Source organism: Chryseobacterium ureilyticum (assembly GCF_900156735.1).
GTDB lineage: Bacteria > Bacteroidota > Bacteroidia > Flavobacteriales > Weeksellaceae > Chryseobacterium > Chryseobacterium ureilyticum.
This window is the reverse complement of the sequence record NZ_FTOL01000003.1, coordinates 571,258-589,399: the sequence shown is the minus strand read 5'-3', so window position 1 is coordinate 589,399 and position 18,142 is coordinate 571,258. Positions and strand designations below refer to the sequence as shown.

Below are 18,142 nucleotides of genomic sequence, written 5' to 3'. Positions count from 1 at the left end.
AAAGACAGATCATAAAGTATTGATATACTGAAATATTTCTGTCCACACCCGAATTACAAGCTATTATATAAAAAATTAAAAAAACACTACAAACCCTATGAAAAAGTATATTCTTTCACTTGCGGTTGTATCTCTTTTCTATACAAAATCTGACGCCTGTGCGTGGTCAGATCCGGATTATGAATACTTCAATCTTTTTACGCAGAGTATCATTAAGGATAAATCTTATCTTCCTTTTTTACATACTTACTCCACCAGGTTCTATGGCAATTATAATCCGTCATTGATCCCTGATGATAATATCGAGGCATGGAAAAAGTATTTTAACAATCAGCTTAGTTATGCAGAGGCTCAGAATCTTGTGTATAAAATAAGCATGAATGATCTGAATGCTCTTAAAAACGGAACTCCGACAAATCCTCTTTTACAAAAGCTAGGAACGGGATTTTACCAGAAATACAAAGAAGGAATTGATTATTTAATTGAGGCTAAGTATCTGGAGCCTTATATGAGCATCAATTACGTAGAAACCGAGAACTCATTTTATTCTTATGGAAGAGATGAGAACAAAGAAAATGCTACTTCTCTTGATTATAATAAAAATATCGCTGCTCTTACGTCTTTATATAATGCAGCGAGAAATCCTGAGATCAAGCAACGTTATGGATATCAGCTGGTGCGTCTGAATCACTACACAAGAAATTACGATGCTGCATTACAGGCTTTCAAGACTTATATTGAACCTGTTAAACTAAAAGGTACGGTTTATTATATGGCATTGGATCAGCTAGCCGGTGCTCAGAGAGGGCTTGAAATGAATGGTGATGCCAACTGGAACTTCTTCCAGGTATTCATGAACAGAAAGGATAAAAAAGAATCTGCTTTTGTTTCCATGAAGCTTTCGGATACAGCTTCTTTCAGTAATATCATGAAAAGAGCAAACACGAATGAGGAAAAGAATATGGCATATTTCCTTTTAGGGTATGAAGATTTTAATAATCCTATTCCTATTATGGAAAAGATGTTTGACATCAACCCTGATTCTGAAATTTTAAAAGTAATGGCTGTAAGAAGTATCAATGAGCTGGAAAGAAGCTACCTTCCAACTTATTATTACACTTCTGATGCGTATGGCAAAGTATCCGTTTACAGAGGAAATACTGAAACCAAAGCATCAAAGGATGCTGACACCGATAAAGTAGCCCCAGAAACAAAAGAGATAAAGGAGGAAAAGGTTTCTTTCTGGCAGAAAATTGTAAGGTTCTTCAAAAATCTTTTCGGTGGTTCTAAATCTGATGCATCCGGAAACGGAAATAAAGCAGATCAGAGTGATGATGAATTATTGAATAACCCAAACAGAATTCCTTTCTACACAACGGGATATGGCGGATATGATGACAACACTAAAGATTATCTTGATGCTCTTGAAAAATTCACTTCGAAAACTAAGGAAAAATCCAAAGATGAATATTGGCAGATTGCAGATGCTTATCTTAAGTTCTTAAAGAAAGACTATAAAGAAAGTACTGAAATCCTGAACGAAATCAAGACAACCAATCCTGAATATCTGGAAGAAATCAAAAGGATGAAAGTTCTGAACGATATTGTTTCTCAACCAAAAGTTGATGCTGCATTTGAAGATCACCTGATGAAAGATTATGCGGAATACTTTGTGGAAAAAAAAGTGAAAAAGGATACTGCAAACGTTAATAGTGAATACAACTATTATGGAGACGCTCCTTCTACAGCAGATTTCCTTAAAGACGTTATGGCAAACCGATATCTCCTTCAGGGTGAGGACGGAAAATCTTTCCTGATGAACAATGAGCTTTCGGATCTGCAATACAATCCTAATTCGACTCTTGTAAAAAGTGTTGAAGACTTCTACAGAAAACCAAATAAGACTCAGTTTGAACAGCAGATCATTGCTAAAAACATGAACAGCGTAGGAAATATTGAAGCTTTCTTTAATACTATTTACGGAGACAGAGCGATGAGACTTGCAGATTTTGAAAAAGCTAAATCATATTACGAAAAGGCTCAGCAGTTTGGCGGCGTTCCAAGAGAAAATTATGACTGGACAGAAAAAGAAGGACAAGTAGTTACTCCAAAGAAATACACTTCTACCGAATACAATGGATTTAATAATATTCCAGGGCTAATCTTCGGGCATAATGTATGGGAAAGCTACCAAAGTCCAGATGCGGAATCAATGAAGTCTGAGGGCTATGCCGACTTCCCTTTCATCAAGGATAATATGAATAAACTGGAACTTACCAATATTCTGATTCAGCTTAAAAAGATTGGAAATGGTAATGATGAAAAAGCAGCAAAAGCGAACCAGCTTATTGGAAACCTTCTATATAACACTTCCATTTTAGGGTATTACCGACATGTTTTTGTGATGGACATTGACAACAGCAACGGCGGAAAATATTACTTCTGGAATAATGATAAGGGTAATCCTTACAAGTATTATTATAAGAATTTCCTTGATACCTCTTATATTGAACCTGATAACTTCGATCTAGCAATCAACTATTATCAGAAGGCTCTTAAACTTTCAACCAATAAGGAGGAAAAAGCAAGAATATTATTCCAAATGGCAAGTGCCGAGCAAGGAAAGTATTACCAATATGAGGCAAAAGCTCCAAAAGATTTTGATTACTCTGATCCGAAGTGGTCTGAGAAAGAAGATGCCCGTCAAAAACAAATGGATGATCTTAAAAACCAAAAGTACAGAACTTATTTTGCTCAGTTGAAAAACCAGTACTCAGATGCTGAAACTACAAAAAATCTTATGGGAAGCTGCAGTTACTTTAGCTATTTCATGAAGAGATAAGAAGTTTTTAAACTAATTCAGCTTTTAACATGATATAAAATAAAAAGGAATCATTGCGATTCCTTTTTTTGTTGTCCATTTTTCTGCAGCCATTCTTCATGTTTTCTTTTGAAGAATTCATATTTGTAGTCCTGATTTCTTTGTGCGGCATCTATGGAATGGGACATATGTATATCTGCATCTTTTTTCGCAAATTGAGCCAGATTCTCATAGTAGTAATGAAGCTGATCCAGTTCTGTTTCAGTAAGATCTTCAATATCTACAATTCTGTTGCTTGCTTTTTCATGAGCTGCAATGAGTTCGTTCAGCTTGATCTGAATGGCTTTTGAATCTTTATTCTGCGCTTTTTGAATCAGGAAAACCATTAAAAAAGTAATGATAGTCGTTCCGGTATTGATAACGAGCTGCCACGTTTCGGAGTAATCAAAGAAGGGTCCGGATACTGCCCAGATAATCACCACTGCCATTGCTCCAAGAAAAGCATGTGGACTTCCCGTAAACTTTACCGCCCAGTTTGAAAATGTCTCAAACAGATTTTTACTTTTATGCTCCATGATCAAGTTATTTTACATAATAAATGTATAAAATTAACTTGGACAAAAAGCTATACTATTGATTATAAAGGTAGAATTCGGAAGATGGAGGATAGACGTTTTATTATGAAATGCTGCAATGACAGTCTTTAAGAAGTAATCTTCTTCTTTAAAAAACATGTTATTCCATACTTATTGCCTATTATTTCATTTTTCTAAACCTGTGCCACCAGATCAAAAATCCTGTAATGGGCAAAGAACAGCCAATAAGTGAAACAATAAAGTATAGGATGATACTTGGTAATCCCATGATTTCTCCCGTATGCAGAGGCTTTGCCAGAGAAGTAAATTGTTTGTTCAACGGTTTGTCTGAAAACAGTTCTTTAGTTTTAAAGGTTCCGGTTTTATCAAATGTCACTTCATCCGGAAGCATCATTCCCAAAAAGTTTTGTGTATTGGTTTTAATAACGACGTATCTTGGATTATCTTTATTGGGCAATTCAATGCTTGTAACGGCTCGATAAGGAAGATGTTGATCTGCCAGTTTTAAAATCTTATCAATGGAAGCAGATTCCGAATCTTTAAGGTTTTTCTTTTCATCCTGTTTCTCAAGCATATCTTCCAAAAGTCCACCGAATGCATCGTCTCCACTATCTGTATCTTTTGAAATATTATCAATCGATGTTCCTCCCAGACTGACGATTAAGCCATTCTTTACCCAAGGATACGTTACATACAATCCGGTAACTGCAATGAAAAACAACATCAGGAACGTGTAAAAACCAAGGGTGTTATGAAGATCATAATTCACCCTTTGAAATTTGGCTTTGAACATTACTGTTAATCCCTGTTTCAGGAACTTCAGCTTTTTAGGCAACCAAAGAGTCAATCCGGAAATCAATAATACACAAAACATCAGCACTCCGGCTCCCAAGATCTGGCGTCCCACATTTCCCATCATCAGATTTCTATGAATATCAAGAACGACATCAAAAAACTTACCCGATCCTACATCTGCTTGCCCAAGAGCCTGTCCTGTATACTGATTATAATAAGTGCTTTTGTCTACATTATTTTCTTTGTAGCCGATTACATAACTTCTTCCCGCATCATCCGGAATTAATAAGGAGGTTACCACTTTATTCTGCTTTAAAAATTCTGTCTGAATCTGACCCGGAGTCCTGACCTGCCTGGATGTTGAACTGATATAAACTTTATCCCTGTTACTAAAATCAATAATCTGATTTTTGAATGAATAAAGGCACCCGGATAGACACATTACAAAAACGACGATACTTGATAAAAGTCCAAGCCAAAGATGAATAATCCACATTACATATTTAATGACTGATTCATTCTTTCTTCTTTTCCTGTAAAGGCTTTTAAACAATGTTTTCATTTTTGGTATTAACAGCAAAAAACATTAAGACAGTTTTACTATCTTAATGTTTTTAAATTGATATGAATAAATTAAAAAAAGTCAATACGAATTTAGGTAAAAAGTAAGTGCCATTCTGACTCATACTTCTCAGCCTTCACCGGTATTAATATCGATTATTTACGTCCTTTGAACTGAACATCTTTTACAATTTCTTCAAAAATTGTATAGTGCTCAGGCGTTAACGCTTTTTGAATAGCTGCTTTTCTTTGGGCATCAAATTTCTCCCAATATTCTTTTGCAAGATCATTGTTCCCGTGATATACATCGTGAGCATCGCTGAATGCTTTTTCGAAGGCATCATTTGCTGCATTTACCACTTTGAATTCGTCTTCAGAAAGTTGAGCTTCCGCTTTGATTCTTTCTAATAGCTCGTTGTTATATCTTGGTCTTTTTCTTGAGTTTTCATCAACAAATTTGTTGAACTTTTCCATTTGTTGAACATCAAGAACTTTAGCCATATCAAGAGCCTGCTGTGCTCTCAGTTCTTCACCTTTGATCCCTAATGCCACACGGTCCATATTTCCACCCTGAGCTTTTGCAGCCTGATAGTTTTGCTCCTGTAACTGCTGATACTTTGCAGTAATCTCATCGAAGCTTTTTTCCTGCTCAGGAGTAAGTTTTACTTCCGTCTTAAACTGGTTGTAGTCTACTCCCTTCTTTTTGTCTCCTGAACATGAAACAACGAATAATGTTGCAAATGCTACTGTGATAGTTTTGATGTAAGCGCTTTTCATTTATACTTTATTTTAAGGTTTTAAAAATTGTTAGAAGAAATAGTTCGCTCCGAACTGATATCTGATTCCATCGATTCTGAAACCAAAGTTATTGGCAGGATCAGATGCATCATTACGTATATTCTTGTCTAATAAATTGTAAACTCCAAAAGTGAAACGTACATGTTTATTCAGTCTGTAGACCGCTCCAAGATCCCATAGGAAGTATGCAGGAATCGGGAATTCCTGTGCTTTACCTCTGCTTACACCAGGCTGGCTTTCGCTTCTGTAGTTTCCTCTTGTCCAGAATTCAAAGCTGTCGTTTGCTTTCCATGAAACATTGGCATTCATCATGTGCTTAGGAATTCTTGCATAAGGTTTGTTGTAAAGTGCAGGAATCTCATCAGACTTGATCTTTGTATCTGTATAGGTATAATTGGCTTTTAATACAACGCTTTTGCTAACATTTACTCCAAGGTTAGCTTCTAATCCCATGCTGTTTGCTTTCCCTAAGTTTTCTCTTGTTGAAATGAAATCATAGATATGATTGTAAATGTTTTCAAATTGTTTACATTCTTCACTATTGTTACATTTCCTTACTTCTACCAGCTTATTTTTGAAGTCTGTATTGAATCCGGTTACGCTTAAATTAATAACCTTTTTATTGTCTTCAAACATCACAGTAACTTCCTGGTTAAAGCTTTTCTCTGGCTTAAGGTCTTTATTACCGATGATTACTCCATCCTGAGTTCCACCTCCGGTTACCTGTCCCCAACCTGGGTTTACAGCTCTTAATCCGGGAGCTTTATATCCCCATGAAGTACCTCCTTTTACGGTAAAATTGTTATTAACATTCCATACTAAATATCCTCTTGGCGTAAAGTTGGAACCATAGTTTTCATCGTTGTCTAAACGGGCACCTGTTACTAAGTGAAGTTTATCAACAAGGTTCCAGTTTCCTTCTGCAAAAGCAGACCAGTTCCAACGGGTAAGTTTGGTAACGATCTCCCCTTCTGATTTAATTTTGTTTCCTAAATCATTCAGTCTTTCATATCTGTACTCACCACCGAAGCTGATAACGTGTTTTTTAATATTGAAGTTATTGAAGCTGTATGCAAGAAAAGTTTCATACCTCATATCCCTGTTTGGGTTATTGGTATTATCATATTGAATATAAGAATTCGTATGGAAGTTTGTATAATCTCCTTTATGGCTTAACGACAAAACGTTTCTTTCGTAATTGTTACGAGAGCTTTTTGCATTAGGAGCCAATGAATATCCTGGATTCTGGTTTCTCTCCTGACGGTTATAGTCGTAGTTTAATTTAAATACATTCTTTTCATTGGGAGTAAGGCTGAATTCTGTCCCGAAAGCTTTAATCACTCTTTCAGTAAATCCGCCTACGAATTTATCTTCATTTCTGTCAGAATAGCTTCCAGTGATTTTCATCTGAAGACGGTCTTTTATTAAAGAACCGGCAGTATATCCATCGATCTGGTAAGTGTTCCCTGATTCTTTGTGCACCTGCTGAATTAAGCTTGTTGCAACAGATCCTCTCCAGTTGTTAGTTAATTTTTTAGTGATAATATTGATAACACCTCCCATTGCATCTGATCCGTATAAAGAAGACATAGGACCTTTTACAACTTCTATTCTTTCAATGGTTTCTAATGGTGGCATCCAGCCTTGCTCAATACCAGGACCATCAGAGTTTGGTCTTGTTTCTCTGGTGTTTATTCTTTTACCATCGATCAAAACAAGAGTCTGCCCAGATTCTGCTCCTCTTATTGAGAAGTCACTGGTACTTCCTCCTCCAGTAATAAATACACCCGGAATATCCTGCAATGCATCTGTAATATCTCTATAAGCTCTTTTTTTAATATCTGCCTGGCTGATCACAGAAATCGTAGCCGGAGCATCTTTTACTTTTTGAGCATATCCTGATCCTGTGATTACCACTTCATCAATATTACTACTCTTCAAAGAGTCTTTCTTTTTTTGAGCGCTTACAAAAGCTGTCCCTAAAACCAGTAAAGAAAAAGATACTATTCTTATCATCAATAATTTTTTTTGCAAAATTATTATTTTTAATGATTCTAAATAAATAAAATCAGGTGACATATGTCATTGCCTAGAATTACCAATTATGACATTCATAATCTCACTGGGGATATTAAAAAATATCTTAATAATAAACATGATCGGGTATAAAATAAAAAGAGATACTTCCGGGATGGTAGTATCTCTTTAAATATGAATATCAATTTGTTAAAGTCTAAGAATGAGTTATTCTTTTTCTTTAACTTATACTTCTTTCACTATGTTTTCAAACTTTATGTAATTCCAACGAGGGATGAATTTATATAGATCGATTGTTTACTTTGAAGGATATTTTACTGCTTTATCAATCTCAATAGGATTATTTTCTTTTAAGATCCTCTTTCTTCGTTCATCAGACATTCCTTTTAGCTGGTCTATGCTTTTGATCTGCACTCCTAAAACATAAAATGTATTGTCTGGATTGGTATTAGATTTAAATGCTTCTGCAACGTCACGTAACGGATCATTATAAAGTTCCAATTGTTTTTTTGCGATGATCTTATCATTTACAGGAATAGGTTTCTTTCCCATAAAGCTTTCCAGAAATGAGGTTTCATAGGTTTTGGGAAGTTTCACACTTTTAGCCAGTTTGAAAATATAATTCTTATGAGTATCTTCTATTTCAAATATCAGTCCCGGAAGTCCACGGAACTTATAAGGTCCTTCACTTAAACTGATATCTTTACAAAACCATGCCTCCCATTTTCTGCCTCCAAAAGTTGTTGTTGCTTTCTGTAATGTATATTGCCCATCCAGTTTTGTATCATTCAGCAGTTTCCAGTTCATTTTGTCTATTGATTTTAAAGAATAAATATCATTCAGTAAAATCAATGAAGTATTTTCAAAAGAATCTTTTTTTCTGATAAGAGCAGGAAGGTGATCATCCCATCTCGATCTTCTCTGACCGCGAATAATATTTAAAGAGTCTGTTTCGGCGTAGGAATAAGGATAAAATTTGACATCATCAGGGTTGATATCCAAAATCATATTGTCTTTACTCAGTTCTTTTGCCAATGAGTCTGTTTTATACTGAAACTGGTAAATAAAACGATGGGTCTGCGCACTAAACAATAAGGGGAATAGCAGCAGTATTAGTTTTTTCATGGTATTAATTTAATTCAAAAATATCAAGAATGTTTGAGATACTAAAATACAATTAGCTTTAAAAACAAAAAATCCGTCCCTAAAAAGGAACGGATTCTATAATCATTGCAAAGTATGCAGTTATCACACTTTAATTTCAACGTCTACACCTGAAGGAAGTTCTAATTTCATTAGAGCATCAACAGTTTTAGAAGAAGAAGAGTAGATATCCATTAGTCTCTTGTGAGCTGATAATTGGAACTGCTCTCTTGCTTTCTTGTTTACGTGCGGAGATCTCAACACTGTGAAGATTCTCTTATTCGTAGGTAATGGAATAGGACCGTTTACAACAGCACCAGTAGCCTTTACCGTTTTTACGATTTTCTCAGCAGACTTGTCTACCAAGTTGTAATCGTAAGATTTTAGTTTTATTCTGATTCTTTGTGACATTTCTTTAATTTAAAAATTAACCTTTTGCTTTAGCGATGATATCGTCAGCAACGTTTTGTGGAGTAGCTTGGTACTTCTCTAATTCCATAGAAGAAGTAGCTCTTCCTGATGAAAGTGTTCTTAGAGTAGTTACGTATCCAAACATTTCAGAAAGTGGAACAGAACCCTTGATTACAACAGCACCGTTTTTCTCTTCCTGACCACTGATAGTACCTCTTCTTTTGTTAAGGTCACCAATGATGTTACCCATATATTCTTCTGGAGTTACAACTTCCAGTTTCATAATAGGCTCCATAATTACTGGCTTAGCAGCACGTCCCGCTTCTTTAAATCCTAATTTAGCAGCCATTTCAAAAGAAAGGGCATCAGAATCCACTGCGTGGAAAGATCCATCTTTAAGAACAACTTTAATACCTTCAACTTCGAAACCAGCCAAAGGACCGTTCTTCATTGCAGCTTTAAATCCTTTTTCAATTGCAGGAACAAATTCTCTAGGAACGTTACCACCTTTGATCTCATTGATGAATTCTAAACCAATTTTACCTTCGTCAGCAGGTCCTAGTTCAAATACAATGTCAGCAAATTTACCTTTACCTCCAGATTGCTTTTTGTAAACTTCTCTGTGGTTGGCAACTCTTGTTAAGTTTTCTTTGTACTCTACCTGAGGTTGTCCTTGGTTTACTTCAACTTTGAACTCTCTCTTCATACGGTCTACAATGATATCTAAGTGAAGCTCACCCATACCAGAGATGATCGTTTGTCCAGAAGCCTCGTCAGTTCTTACAGTAAACGTTGGATCTTCTTCAGCCAATTTAGCTAAAGCGTTACCCATTTTATCTTGGTCAGCTTTAGTTTTAGGCTCAACAGCGATACCAATTACCGGATCAGGGAAAACCATCGATTCAAGAACGATTGGGTTTTTCTCGTCACACATCGTATCACCAGTTTTGATAGACTTGAATCCTACAGCAGCACCAATATCACCAGCTTCAATATATTCTACTGGGTTTTGCTTGTTAGCGTGCATCTGATAGATTCTAGAGATTCTTTCTTTATCTCCTGAACGAGTGTTCAAGATATAAGAACCAGCATCTAGTCTTCCAGAGTATGCTCTGAAGAATGCTAATCTTCCCACGAATGGGTCAGTAGCAATCTTAAATGCTAGAGCAGAGAAAGGCTCATCTACAGATGGCTTTCTTGTAATTTCAGCGTCTGTTCTTGGGTCAGTACCTTTGATATCATCTTTATCCAATGGAGAAGGCAAGTATTTACATACTGCATCCAACATAAACTGTACTCCTTTGTTCTTGAACGAAGAACCACAAGTCATTGGGATAATAGATAAATCGATAGTAGCAGCTCTCAATGCAGCATTGATTTCTTCTTCTGTAATTGAATCCGGATCTTCGAAGAATTTCTCCATCAAAGTCTCGTCATATTCAGAAACAGCTTCTACTAATTTCTCTCTATATTCAAGAACTTCATCTTTCATGTCTTCAGGAATTGGAACTACCTCAAAAGTAGCACCTTGTCCAGCTTCATCCCAGATGATCGCTCTGTTTTTAATTAAGTCAACTACACCTTTAAAATCTTCTTCAGCACCGATTGGTAAAACGATTGGAACTGCGTTAGATCCTAACATGTCTTTAACCTGGTTTACCACGTTAAGGAAGTCAGCACCTTGTCTGTCCATTTTGTTTACGAATCCCATTCTAGCAACTTTGTAGTTGTCAGCAAGTCTCCAGTTTGTTTCAGACTGAGGCTCTACTCCATCTACTGCAGAGAATAAGAATACCAATCCATCTAATACTCTTAAAGATCTGTTTACTTCTACAGTGAAGTCAACGTGTCCCGGTGTATCGATAATGTTGAAGTGGTAAGGTTTAGTATCAGCAACAGGTTTTCCTTGATCCGTTGGAAAGTTCCAAGAACAAGTAGTTGCAGCAGAAGTAATAGTAATACCTCTTTCTGCTTCCTGCTCCATCCAGTCCATTGTAGAAGCACCATCGTGAACTTCTCCAATTTTGTGGTTTACACCTGTATAGAATAAAATCCTTTCTGTAGTGGTAGTCTTACCCGCATCAATGTGAGCAGCAATACCAATATTTCTTGTAAATTTAAGATCTCTACCCATTTCAGATTAGAATTTAAAGTGTGAAAACGCTTTGTTAGCTTCCGCCATTTTGTGAGTATCAGTTTTCTTTTTGAAAGCTGCACCTTCTTCTCTTGAAGCAGCTACAACTTCATTAGCTAATTTCAAAGCCATAGACTTATCATTTCTCTTTTTAGAGTAGCTAATTAACCATTTCATTGCCATAGAAATTTTTCTATCAGCTCTGATTGGCATAGGAATCTGGAAGTTAGCTCCACCTACTCTTCTAGAACGTACTTCTACGTGAGGCATAACGTTTGTTAATGCATCTTTCCAGATTTCAAGTGCAGTTTTTTCAGTTTCTCCTTTTTTAGTTTCTACGATCTCTAATGCATCATAGAAAATTTTGAATGCGATAGACTTCTTACCGTCTAGCATTAAGTTGTTTACGAATCTCGTTACCAATTGATCATTAAACTTCGGATCTGGTAACAACGGTCTTTTTTTCGCTTTTGTCTTTCTCATTGCTTCTGTACCTTATTTAATGATTATTTTTTCTTTCCTTTTGCAGGAGCAGCAGCTGCTTGTCCTGGTTTAGGTCTCTTAGCTCCGTACTTAGATCTTCTCTGAGTTCTTCCATTTACACCAGCTGTGTCTAATGCACCTCTTACGATGTGGTAACGTACTCCCGGTAGGTCTTTCACCCTTCCGCCTCTAACCAATACTATCGAGTGCTCTTGAAGATTATGTCCTTCGCCCGGGATATAGGCGTTAACTTCTTTACCGTTAGAAAGTCTTACCCTTGCTACTTTTCTAAGTGCAGAGTTAGGTTTCTTAGGTGTAGTTGTATATACTCTCGTACATACACCACGTCTTTGTGGACAAGAATCAAGGGCAGCCGATTTGCTCTTCTTGGCAAGCGTGGCTCTTCCTTTTCTTACTAATTGTTGAATAGTAGGCATTTAATTGCTTTTTATTTTAGGGTGCAAAAATAGTAATTTTTTTTTAATTAACAAGCGGTTGCATATAAATAATCTTTTTTATTAAAAATTAATTAACAGACACTTACATTTAATCAACGATTGTGACGGTAACGTTTTTATTCCAATTAAATTTTTTAATATTTTGTTTCAACTGCTCCAGATTCCTCACATCTATGGAATATATAGAAACTTCAAGTCTTGCTACCGTAACCTTTTCTTCAATTTTCACAACAGCTGCTTTTTTCCAGCCGGCAGGAACATATCCTTGCAACCAACCTTCATATACAACAGCAATATCATATCTATTATCTGTACTATATTGAGTAAGGAAATTTCCAAACTTTTCGTCAAACTTCTTTTTACCTTCATTGAAATGAATGGTTTCCACAGAACCCAGACCGGCAATATCAAGCAAATGAATATTGGTATAATAACATATTGCTCCGATATCATTAGCTACAACTTTAGAATTATTATAAAACTGATGCAGAAATTTTGCCGACTGCACCTGCTGCTCATAGATGTTTTTCCCTCCACCCATCATTATTTTGTGAGCAACTCCTCCTTTATATATAAGAAGGAAAGCATTGGCAGCAATCAATATGGTAATTAATTTTTCCTTTTTAATATAATTCCGGAAATCAGAAAACAGCTCTTTAAACTTTGGAATCAATGCCATACAGAATCCGGTAAGGATATAAGCCTCATAACGCAGATGTCCTTTCAAATCAGCAAACATGCAATGACAGATCATAAGTAGGGAAAATACAATCAGTAAAAAGTTATCTTTTAATACATCCTGTACATTCTTTACTCTGAAATCCCTATAAACCACAATAAGACAAAGTAAAACAGGAAAAACACCTACTTTATAGAAACTCACATTCAACAGAAAGTTATCCAGTAAAATTACTTTCAACTGCTGCACTATATTGGAATCAAGACTCAGCTTTGTTCCTTTCACCACTACAGAATTGGGAAAAAAGAATCCGTCTTGCTGATAGTTATAAGCACAGAAAGCTATGATCGGTATAAATCCCAATAGTAAAATTAGTATAGCATCTTTCCATTTTCTGACAAGAGCAAACATAAATGCCAGAATTACGAAATAGAACATACTCTCAAAGCGAACCAACCCCATCAGCAAAATACTTAGATAGAAACCATACAGAGCAACTTTACTCTGGTTTTTATGGGAAAAACAAAAGATATTAACAACAAAAAGAAATACCTGAAAAACATGCTCCATTCCTGAAAGAAGATTGATCTGAAGCACAATAAAAAATACAGTGAAAAGAACACCCAGAACAGTTTCTTTTACTCCTTTGAGAACCTGAGCATAATAGGTGGAAAGGAAATATAAAATTCCGGCACTGAAAATAATATTGAAATACAAAGGGATCTGATCATTATTCCCAAAAAGAGTAATCAGTAAACTAAGAATATAGGTGAATAATGGTGACGATGAAGTAGAGGAAAACTGGTATTTCGTCATTCCCCAGACATCATACAACGCAAAATTCTTTGCGATAGCAAGATGAATGTAAGCATCGTCCAAAAGATAAGTGTAATGTCCTTCTGTTTTCATCGATGAACTGATGTAGTAAAACAGGCAAATAGAGAAAAAAATAATAAAAGACCATAAAAAACTTCGTAATCTTATATGTTGGAATGCTTTCATGATTAATGATAAATATAAGTTTCAAAGATAAGGATCATCTGCAGTAAACCTGCAAATCAGAAATAATTATTCTATATAACTATATTTCTATTATTATTTTTAAGGTTTAAATTTCAATATATTCAAACTATTTTAAAAAACTTTCTCATAGTTATCTTCTATTGGTAAAGCAGGCAGTTCGGCACAATATTTCGTAAATTTGATATGATAAGAAGATCACATGATTCAATCACCGCAATAATCTTCTTTTAAAAATCTAAAATTCGGTGATGATACACAACTTTAAAAAATAAATATATACATATGAAAAACGCTAGTATTATCGGACTTAAAGAAGTCGACTGCAAAAACATTTCAGAAAAATTAAATATCCTTTTAGCCAACTATTCTGTATTTTATCAGAACACGAGAGGATCTCACTGGAACATCAAAGGGGATCAGTTCTTTACTCTTCACCCAAAGTTTGAGGAACTTTACAACAGCCTTGTTTTAAAAATTGATGAAATTGCCGAAAGAATCTTAACGTTGGGTGCTACTCCGGCTCACAATTATTCGGATTACTTAAAAGTAGCAACGATCAAGGAAAGCAAAGAGGTATCAGATGGTACGAAAAGTGTTGAGCAGATCTTAAGCTCTTTCAAAGTAGTAATTGATCTTCAGAGAGAACTTTTGGACATTACAGATAAGGCTGGAGATGAAGGAACGAATTCTCAGATGAGCGACTATATTACGGAGCAGGAGAAAGAAGTTTGGATGTACAATTCCTATCTGGGGAAATAAGCTAATGAAGATCATCAAAATATTTCAAAAAAATCGCCTTACATTTAGGCGATTTTTATTTTAATTTTTTATATTTGCGTTAAAATTACACATATTATGAACGACGTAAGACTAAACTCTATTTTAGATAACGATTTCTATAAAATAACCATGCAGAATGCAGTGGTAAAACTATTCCCTAGCTCTATTGTAAAATATGAATTTATCAATAGAGGGAAACATCACTTTCCGGAAGGCTTTGCTGCAGCTTTAAGAGAAGCTGTGAACAAAATGGCTGAACTGAAGCTTACCAAGGATGAAAAGAAATTCATGGCAAGAACCTGTCCTTATATTGATCTTCCGTACCTTGATTTCCTTGAAGGCTATCATTATGATCCATCTGAAGTAAAAATTCACCAGGAGGGAGGAGATCTTTCCGTGATCGTTGAAGGACTTTGGTACAGAACTATTCTTTGGGAAGTACCTTTATTAGCTTTGATCAGCGAGCTTCATTACGAGATGAATCACATGGAAAGAGATTCTAATGAAGTGGTGATGAGTAAAACGATTGAAAAGGCAGATTCACTGGCAAGATTAGGAGTTACTTTTGCCGAATTCGGGACAAGAAGAAGACATTCTTATAAGGTGCAAAACCTTGTTATGGAAGCTTTAACTCAGAAAAAAGAATCTACTTTTATCGGAAGTTCCAATGTACATTTTGCGATGAAGTATGGTGTAAAACCAATCGGAACGCATGCTCATGAATGGTTTATGTTCCACGCTGCGGAATATGGCTTCAAAATGGCAAATGAATTAGCCCTTGAGCATTGGGTAGATGTATACAGAGGAGATCTTGGAGTAGCTCTTTCTGATACTTATACTACAGATGTATTCTTCCAGCAGTTTGATAAAAAATTCGCGAAACTTTTTGATGGTGTACGTCATGACAGTGGTGATGCTTTAGAGTTTGCAGATAAAACAATTGCTCATTATCAGAAAAATGGCATTAATCCAATGTTTAAGTATATTATTTTCTCAGATGCTTTAAATCTTGAAAAAGTAGAGGAAATTACAAATTACTGCAGAGGAAAAATAGGTATTTCTTTCGGAATAGGAACCAACCTTACGAATGATGTAGGATTAAAACCAATGAATATTGTCATGAAACTTATCGGTGTACAGGCTCCTAATAAAGAATGGATTCCTACGGTAAAACTTTCTGATGAGCATGGTAAATATACGGGTGATCCTAAAATGATCGAGCTTGCCAAAGAATTTTTAAGAATAAAAAATTAATGTAACCTCATTAAGACTATTAAATATAACCTCGTAACCATCGAGGTTTTTTTTTGTGTCATAATTTAGTTTTCAAAATTCAATAAGGTTTTGTTATATTTATCAAAATAAAACAAGATGAAATCAAGAATATTACTAACTATATCTCTCTTTATATCAGTATTCTCCTTTGCTCAGGAAAAGAAAACCCAAAAACCAAAGTTTAATCAAGAGTTAGCGACTTCTCTTGGCGCAGATCAATATGGAATGAAAGCGTACACCATTGTAATGCTAACTACCGGTTCCGCAAAAATTGAAGACAAAGCTCAAATGGGAATCTTGATGAAAGGACATATGACCAACATTGGTAAACTAGCTGATGAAGGTAAAATTATTGTAGCAGGACCTTTTCTGGAAAAGAATAAGGAAAACTACCGTGGAATGTTTATTTTCAATACAAAATCTAAGGAAGAAGCGGAACAATGGGTAAAAACGGACCCTGCTGTTCAGGCTGGAGTTTTTAGTTATGAAATCTTCCCATGGTATGGTTCAGCGGCATTACCTTTATATCTTAAACATCATGATGAAGTAACACAGGAGAACCCTTAATATTTCATTCAATAATAACAAGAGGCTTTCAATGGTGAAAGCCTCTTTTCTCTTTTTAATAATCAATACACATATAAGGTCTTCTTGGCTGTACACAGCAATATGGGTTGCTGCAGAAAGTATATCCAGGTTTGCAAACTCCATATTCTAATGGAACTTCACAGTTGGTGTACTCACCACCATTGATAGACTTTAACTCTTTTCTGTTTAAAGCTTTTACGTTTTTCATGGTTGTTTTAATTATAGTCATTCCTACTCTTTAAGATTTTCGGATACCTCTTATTTTATTTCTCTCTAAACTGAATTAAATATACAATATAATTATCAAAATACTATATTTCAAATAATTATATTAAATAAAAAACAAAATAACACTTAAGTATTTCTTTATTTAATGATTTATTTTTATTAATTTAACATGATCAAAAAATAATATAGTTTATTCATTATAAGACTATTACAAAACCAAACTAATATTAAAAATTAATCACATGAAAAAATTGAATTTATCTCCGCTTTCGAGAACAGATCTGAAAGAAGTATTTGGTGGATATTTATATCCCGCACCATGTCCTGGAGGATGCCCTGGTGAAGCTATGATCAGATGTCCTGACGGTTCTACCACAATGACAAATTTTATATGCATGGGAAACCAATGTGTACCAGCTGCAATGTGCAAACCATTGATTCTTGAACCTTTTCCAGATCCAATAATAATTACCCCATAACACGATAAACAACATACAAGGTGAGCTTTCCGGCTCACTTTTTTATTATCTTTAAATAAAGAAAATTCACCATGAAAACCATTGAAGAAGTCCTGAAAAAACTTGATGAAATTATCATCTGGTGCAAGGAAAATAAAAGTCCTGCCGGATATTTTGCCTGTACCTACAGAATTATGACCGCTCAGGTTTTAAAAGGAATTCAACAGAAAAAGTTTGAAGATAATCCAAGAATGGTTCTACTGGATATTGCTTTTGCCCAAAGATATCTCGAAGCATGGGAAAACTACAGCAAAGGAAAGAAATGTACCCATTCATGGTATATCGCTTTTGAAGCCACCAAAAATAAGGACCTCCTGATATTACAACATATTTTCCTGGGGATGAATGCTCACATCAATCTGGATCTCGGAATCTCGGCAGCAACCATTATGCCCTACCGAAAGATCAATCCTTTGAAAAAGGATTTTGAGAATATTAATAATGTCATTGCTTCCATTAATCAGAAGGTTCAGGATTCTTTGAATAAGATATGCTATCCTGTACAACTCATAGATCAGCTTTCTGATGGAAAGGATAATGCAGTATTGGATTTTGCCATCTCAAAAGCAAGAGACACTTCATGGGCTACAGCGGTCATTGCATCAAACACTCCTAATTTCCTGAGAGAATCCGTCATCAATATTGTAGATTATGCAGCTGCTAAAGTAGCCACACAGATTTTAAATCCGAAAATCCTTACTCCTCCCCTTCTCAAAGAACTTAAGAAATGTGAAAGTAATGATGTTGTAAAAAATATTGAGATTCTGGAATCTACAAAGTCTATTTAATCTAAAAACAAAAGGTCGGGATCTTC

17 protein-coding genes are annotated in these 18,142 nt (G+C 35.3%); 6 read left to right on the top strand and 11 right to left on the bottom strand.

Features of this window, described 5'->3' with window-relative positions; genetic code table 11:
• Positions 1-97 precede the first annotated feature (97 nt).
• Complete coding sequence (locus BW983_RS12385; protein WP_076552235.1) at positions 98-2,842, top strand: hypothetical protein; 2,745 nt, start codon at positions 98-100, stop codon at positions 2,840-2,842.
• A gap of 50 nt (positions 2,843-2,892) precedes the next feature.
• Here the strand turns inward: BW983_RS12385 and BW983_RS12380 are convergent, their stop codons facing one another.
• The 10 genes from BW983_RS12380 to BW983_RS12335 all read right to left on the bottom strand — a co-directional run bounded on the left by BW983_RS12380 (position 2,893) and on the right by BW983_RS12335 (position 13,825).
• Positions 2,893-3,396 carry a low affinity iron permease family protein gene (locus BW983_RS12380; RefSeq protein WP_076552234.1) on the bottom strand — a complete coding sequence of 168 codons (504 nt, stop codon included), beginning with the start codon at positions 3,394-3,396 and terminating at the stop codon, positions 2,893-2,895.
• Positions 3,397-3,577: 181 nt separating this feature from the next.
• A complete protein-coding gene (locus BW983_RS12375) occupies positions 3,578-4,774 on the bottom strand; it encodes a PepSY-associated TM helix domain-containing protein (protein WP_076552233.1) in 1,197 nt (398 codons plus the stop codon).
• A gap of 155 nt (positions 4,775-4,929) precedes the next feature.
• Complete coding sequence (locus tag BW983_RS12370; protein WP_076552232.1) at positions 4,930-5,550, bottom strand: hypothetical protein; 621 nt, start codon at positions 5,548-5,550, stop codon at positions 4,930-4,932.
• A gap of 30 nt (positions 5,551-5,580) precedes the next feature.
• Positions 5,581-7,587 carry a TonB-dependent receptor domain-containing protein gene (locus BW983_RS12365; RefSeq protein WP_139329264.1) on the bottom strand — a complete coding sequence of 669 codons (2,007 nt, stop codon included), beginning with the start codon at positions 7,585-7,587 and terminating at the stop codon, positions 5,581-5,583.
• Positions 7,588-7,905: 318 nt separating this feature from the next.
• On the bottom strand, positions 7,906-8,733 hold the full coding sequence (locus BW983_RS12360) for a GLPGLI family protein (RefSeq protein WP_076552231.1): 828 nt from the start codon (positions 8,731-8,733) through the stop codon (positions 7,906-7,908).
• 123 nt (positions 8,734-8,856) lie between these two features.
• Entirely contained in the window at positions 8,857-9,162 is a 306-nt protein-coding gene (gene rpsJ, locus BW983_RS12355; protein WP_002661363.1) for a 30S ribosomal protein S10, read from the bottom strand.
• 16 nt (positions 9,163-9,178) lie between these two features.
• The gene (gene fusA / locus BW983_RS12350) at positions 9,179-11,296 is read right to left on the bottom strand and encodes an elongation factor G (RefSeq protein ID WP_076552230.1); all 2,118 of its coding nucleotides are present in this window, start codon (positions 11,294-11,296) and stop codon (positions 9,179-9,181) included.
• A 6-nt stretch (positions 11,297-11,302) separates the two neighbouring features.
• Positions 11,303-11,779 (bottom strand): 30S ribosomal protein S7, encoded by a 477-nt coding sequence (gene rpsG, locus BW983_RS12345; protein WP_076552229.1) that lies wholly within the window; start codon positions 11,777-11,779, stop codon positions 11,303-11,305.
• Positions 11,780-11,802: 23 nt separating this feature from the next.
• Positions 11,803-12,216, bottom strand: coding sequence for a 30S ribosomal protein S12 (gene rpsL, locus BW983_RS12340; protein WP_002983146.1), 414 nt, complete (start codon positions 12,214-12,216; stop codon positions 11,803-11,805).
• Between the two features lie 109 nt (positions 12,217-12,325).
• Positions 12,326-13,825: a hypothetical protein gene (locus tag BW983_RS12335; RefSeq protein ID WP_076552228.1), complete on the bottom strand. Its 1,500-nt coding sequence runs from the start codon at positions 13,823-13,825 to the stop codon at positions 12,326-12,328.
• Between the two features lie 396 nt (positions 13,826-14,221).
• Here BW983_RS12335 and BW983_RS12330 point away from each other — a divergent pair, with 396 nt between their 5' ends.
• The 3 genes from BW983_RS12330 (at position 14,222) to BW983_RS12320 (ending at position 16,561) form a co-directional block, all read left to right on the top strand.
• Positions 14,222-14,698, top strand: a complete 477-nt coding sequence (locus BW983_RS12330) for a Dps family protein (protein WP_076552227.1) — start codon at positions 14,222-14,224, stop codon at positions 14,696-14,698.
• A gap of 96 nt (positions 14,699-14,794) precedes the next feature.
• Positions 14,795-15,973: a nicotinate phosphoribosyltransferase gene (gene pncB / locus BW983_RS12325; RefSeq protein ID WP_076552226.1), complete on the top strand. Its 1,179-nt coding sequence runs from the start codon at positions 14,795-14,797 to the stop codon at positions 15,971-15,973.
• Positions 15,974-16,090: 117 nt separating this feature from the next.
• Positions 16,091-16,561 (top strand): YciI family protein, encoded by a 471-nt coding sequence (locus tag BW983_RS12320; protein ID WP_076552225.1) that lies wholly within the window; start codon positions 16,091-16,093, stop codon positions 16,559-16,561.
• 55 nt (positions 16,562-16,616) lie between these two features.
• Here BW983_RS12320 and BW983_RS23865 read toward each other — a convergent pair whose 3' ends face one another.
• Entirely contained in the window at positions 16,617-16,790 is a 174-nt protein-coding gene (locus BW983_RS23865) for a hypothetical protein (protein WP_165602268.1), read from the bottom strand.
• Positions 16,791-17,061: 271 nt separating this feature from the next.
• On the opposite strand from BW983_RS23865, the gene BW983_RS23860 reads away from it, so the two are divergent.
• A complete protein-coding gene (locus tag BW983_RS23860; protein WP_139329262.1) occupies positions 17,062-17,289 on the top strand; it encodes a hypothetical protein in 228 nt (75 codons plus the stop codon).
• 71 nt (positions 17,290-17,360) lie between these two features.
• Entirely contained in the window at positions 17,361-18,116 is a 756-nt protein-coding gene (locus BW983_RS12315) for a DUF5995 family protein (protein WP_076552224.1), read from the top strand.
• The last annotated feature ends 26 nt before the right edge of the window (positions 18,117-18,142 follow it).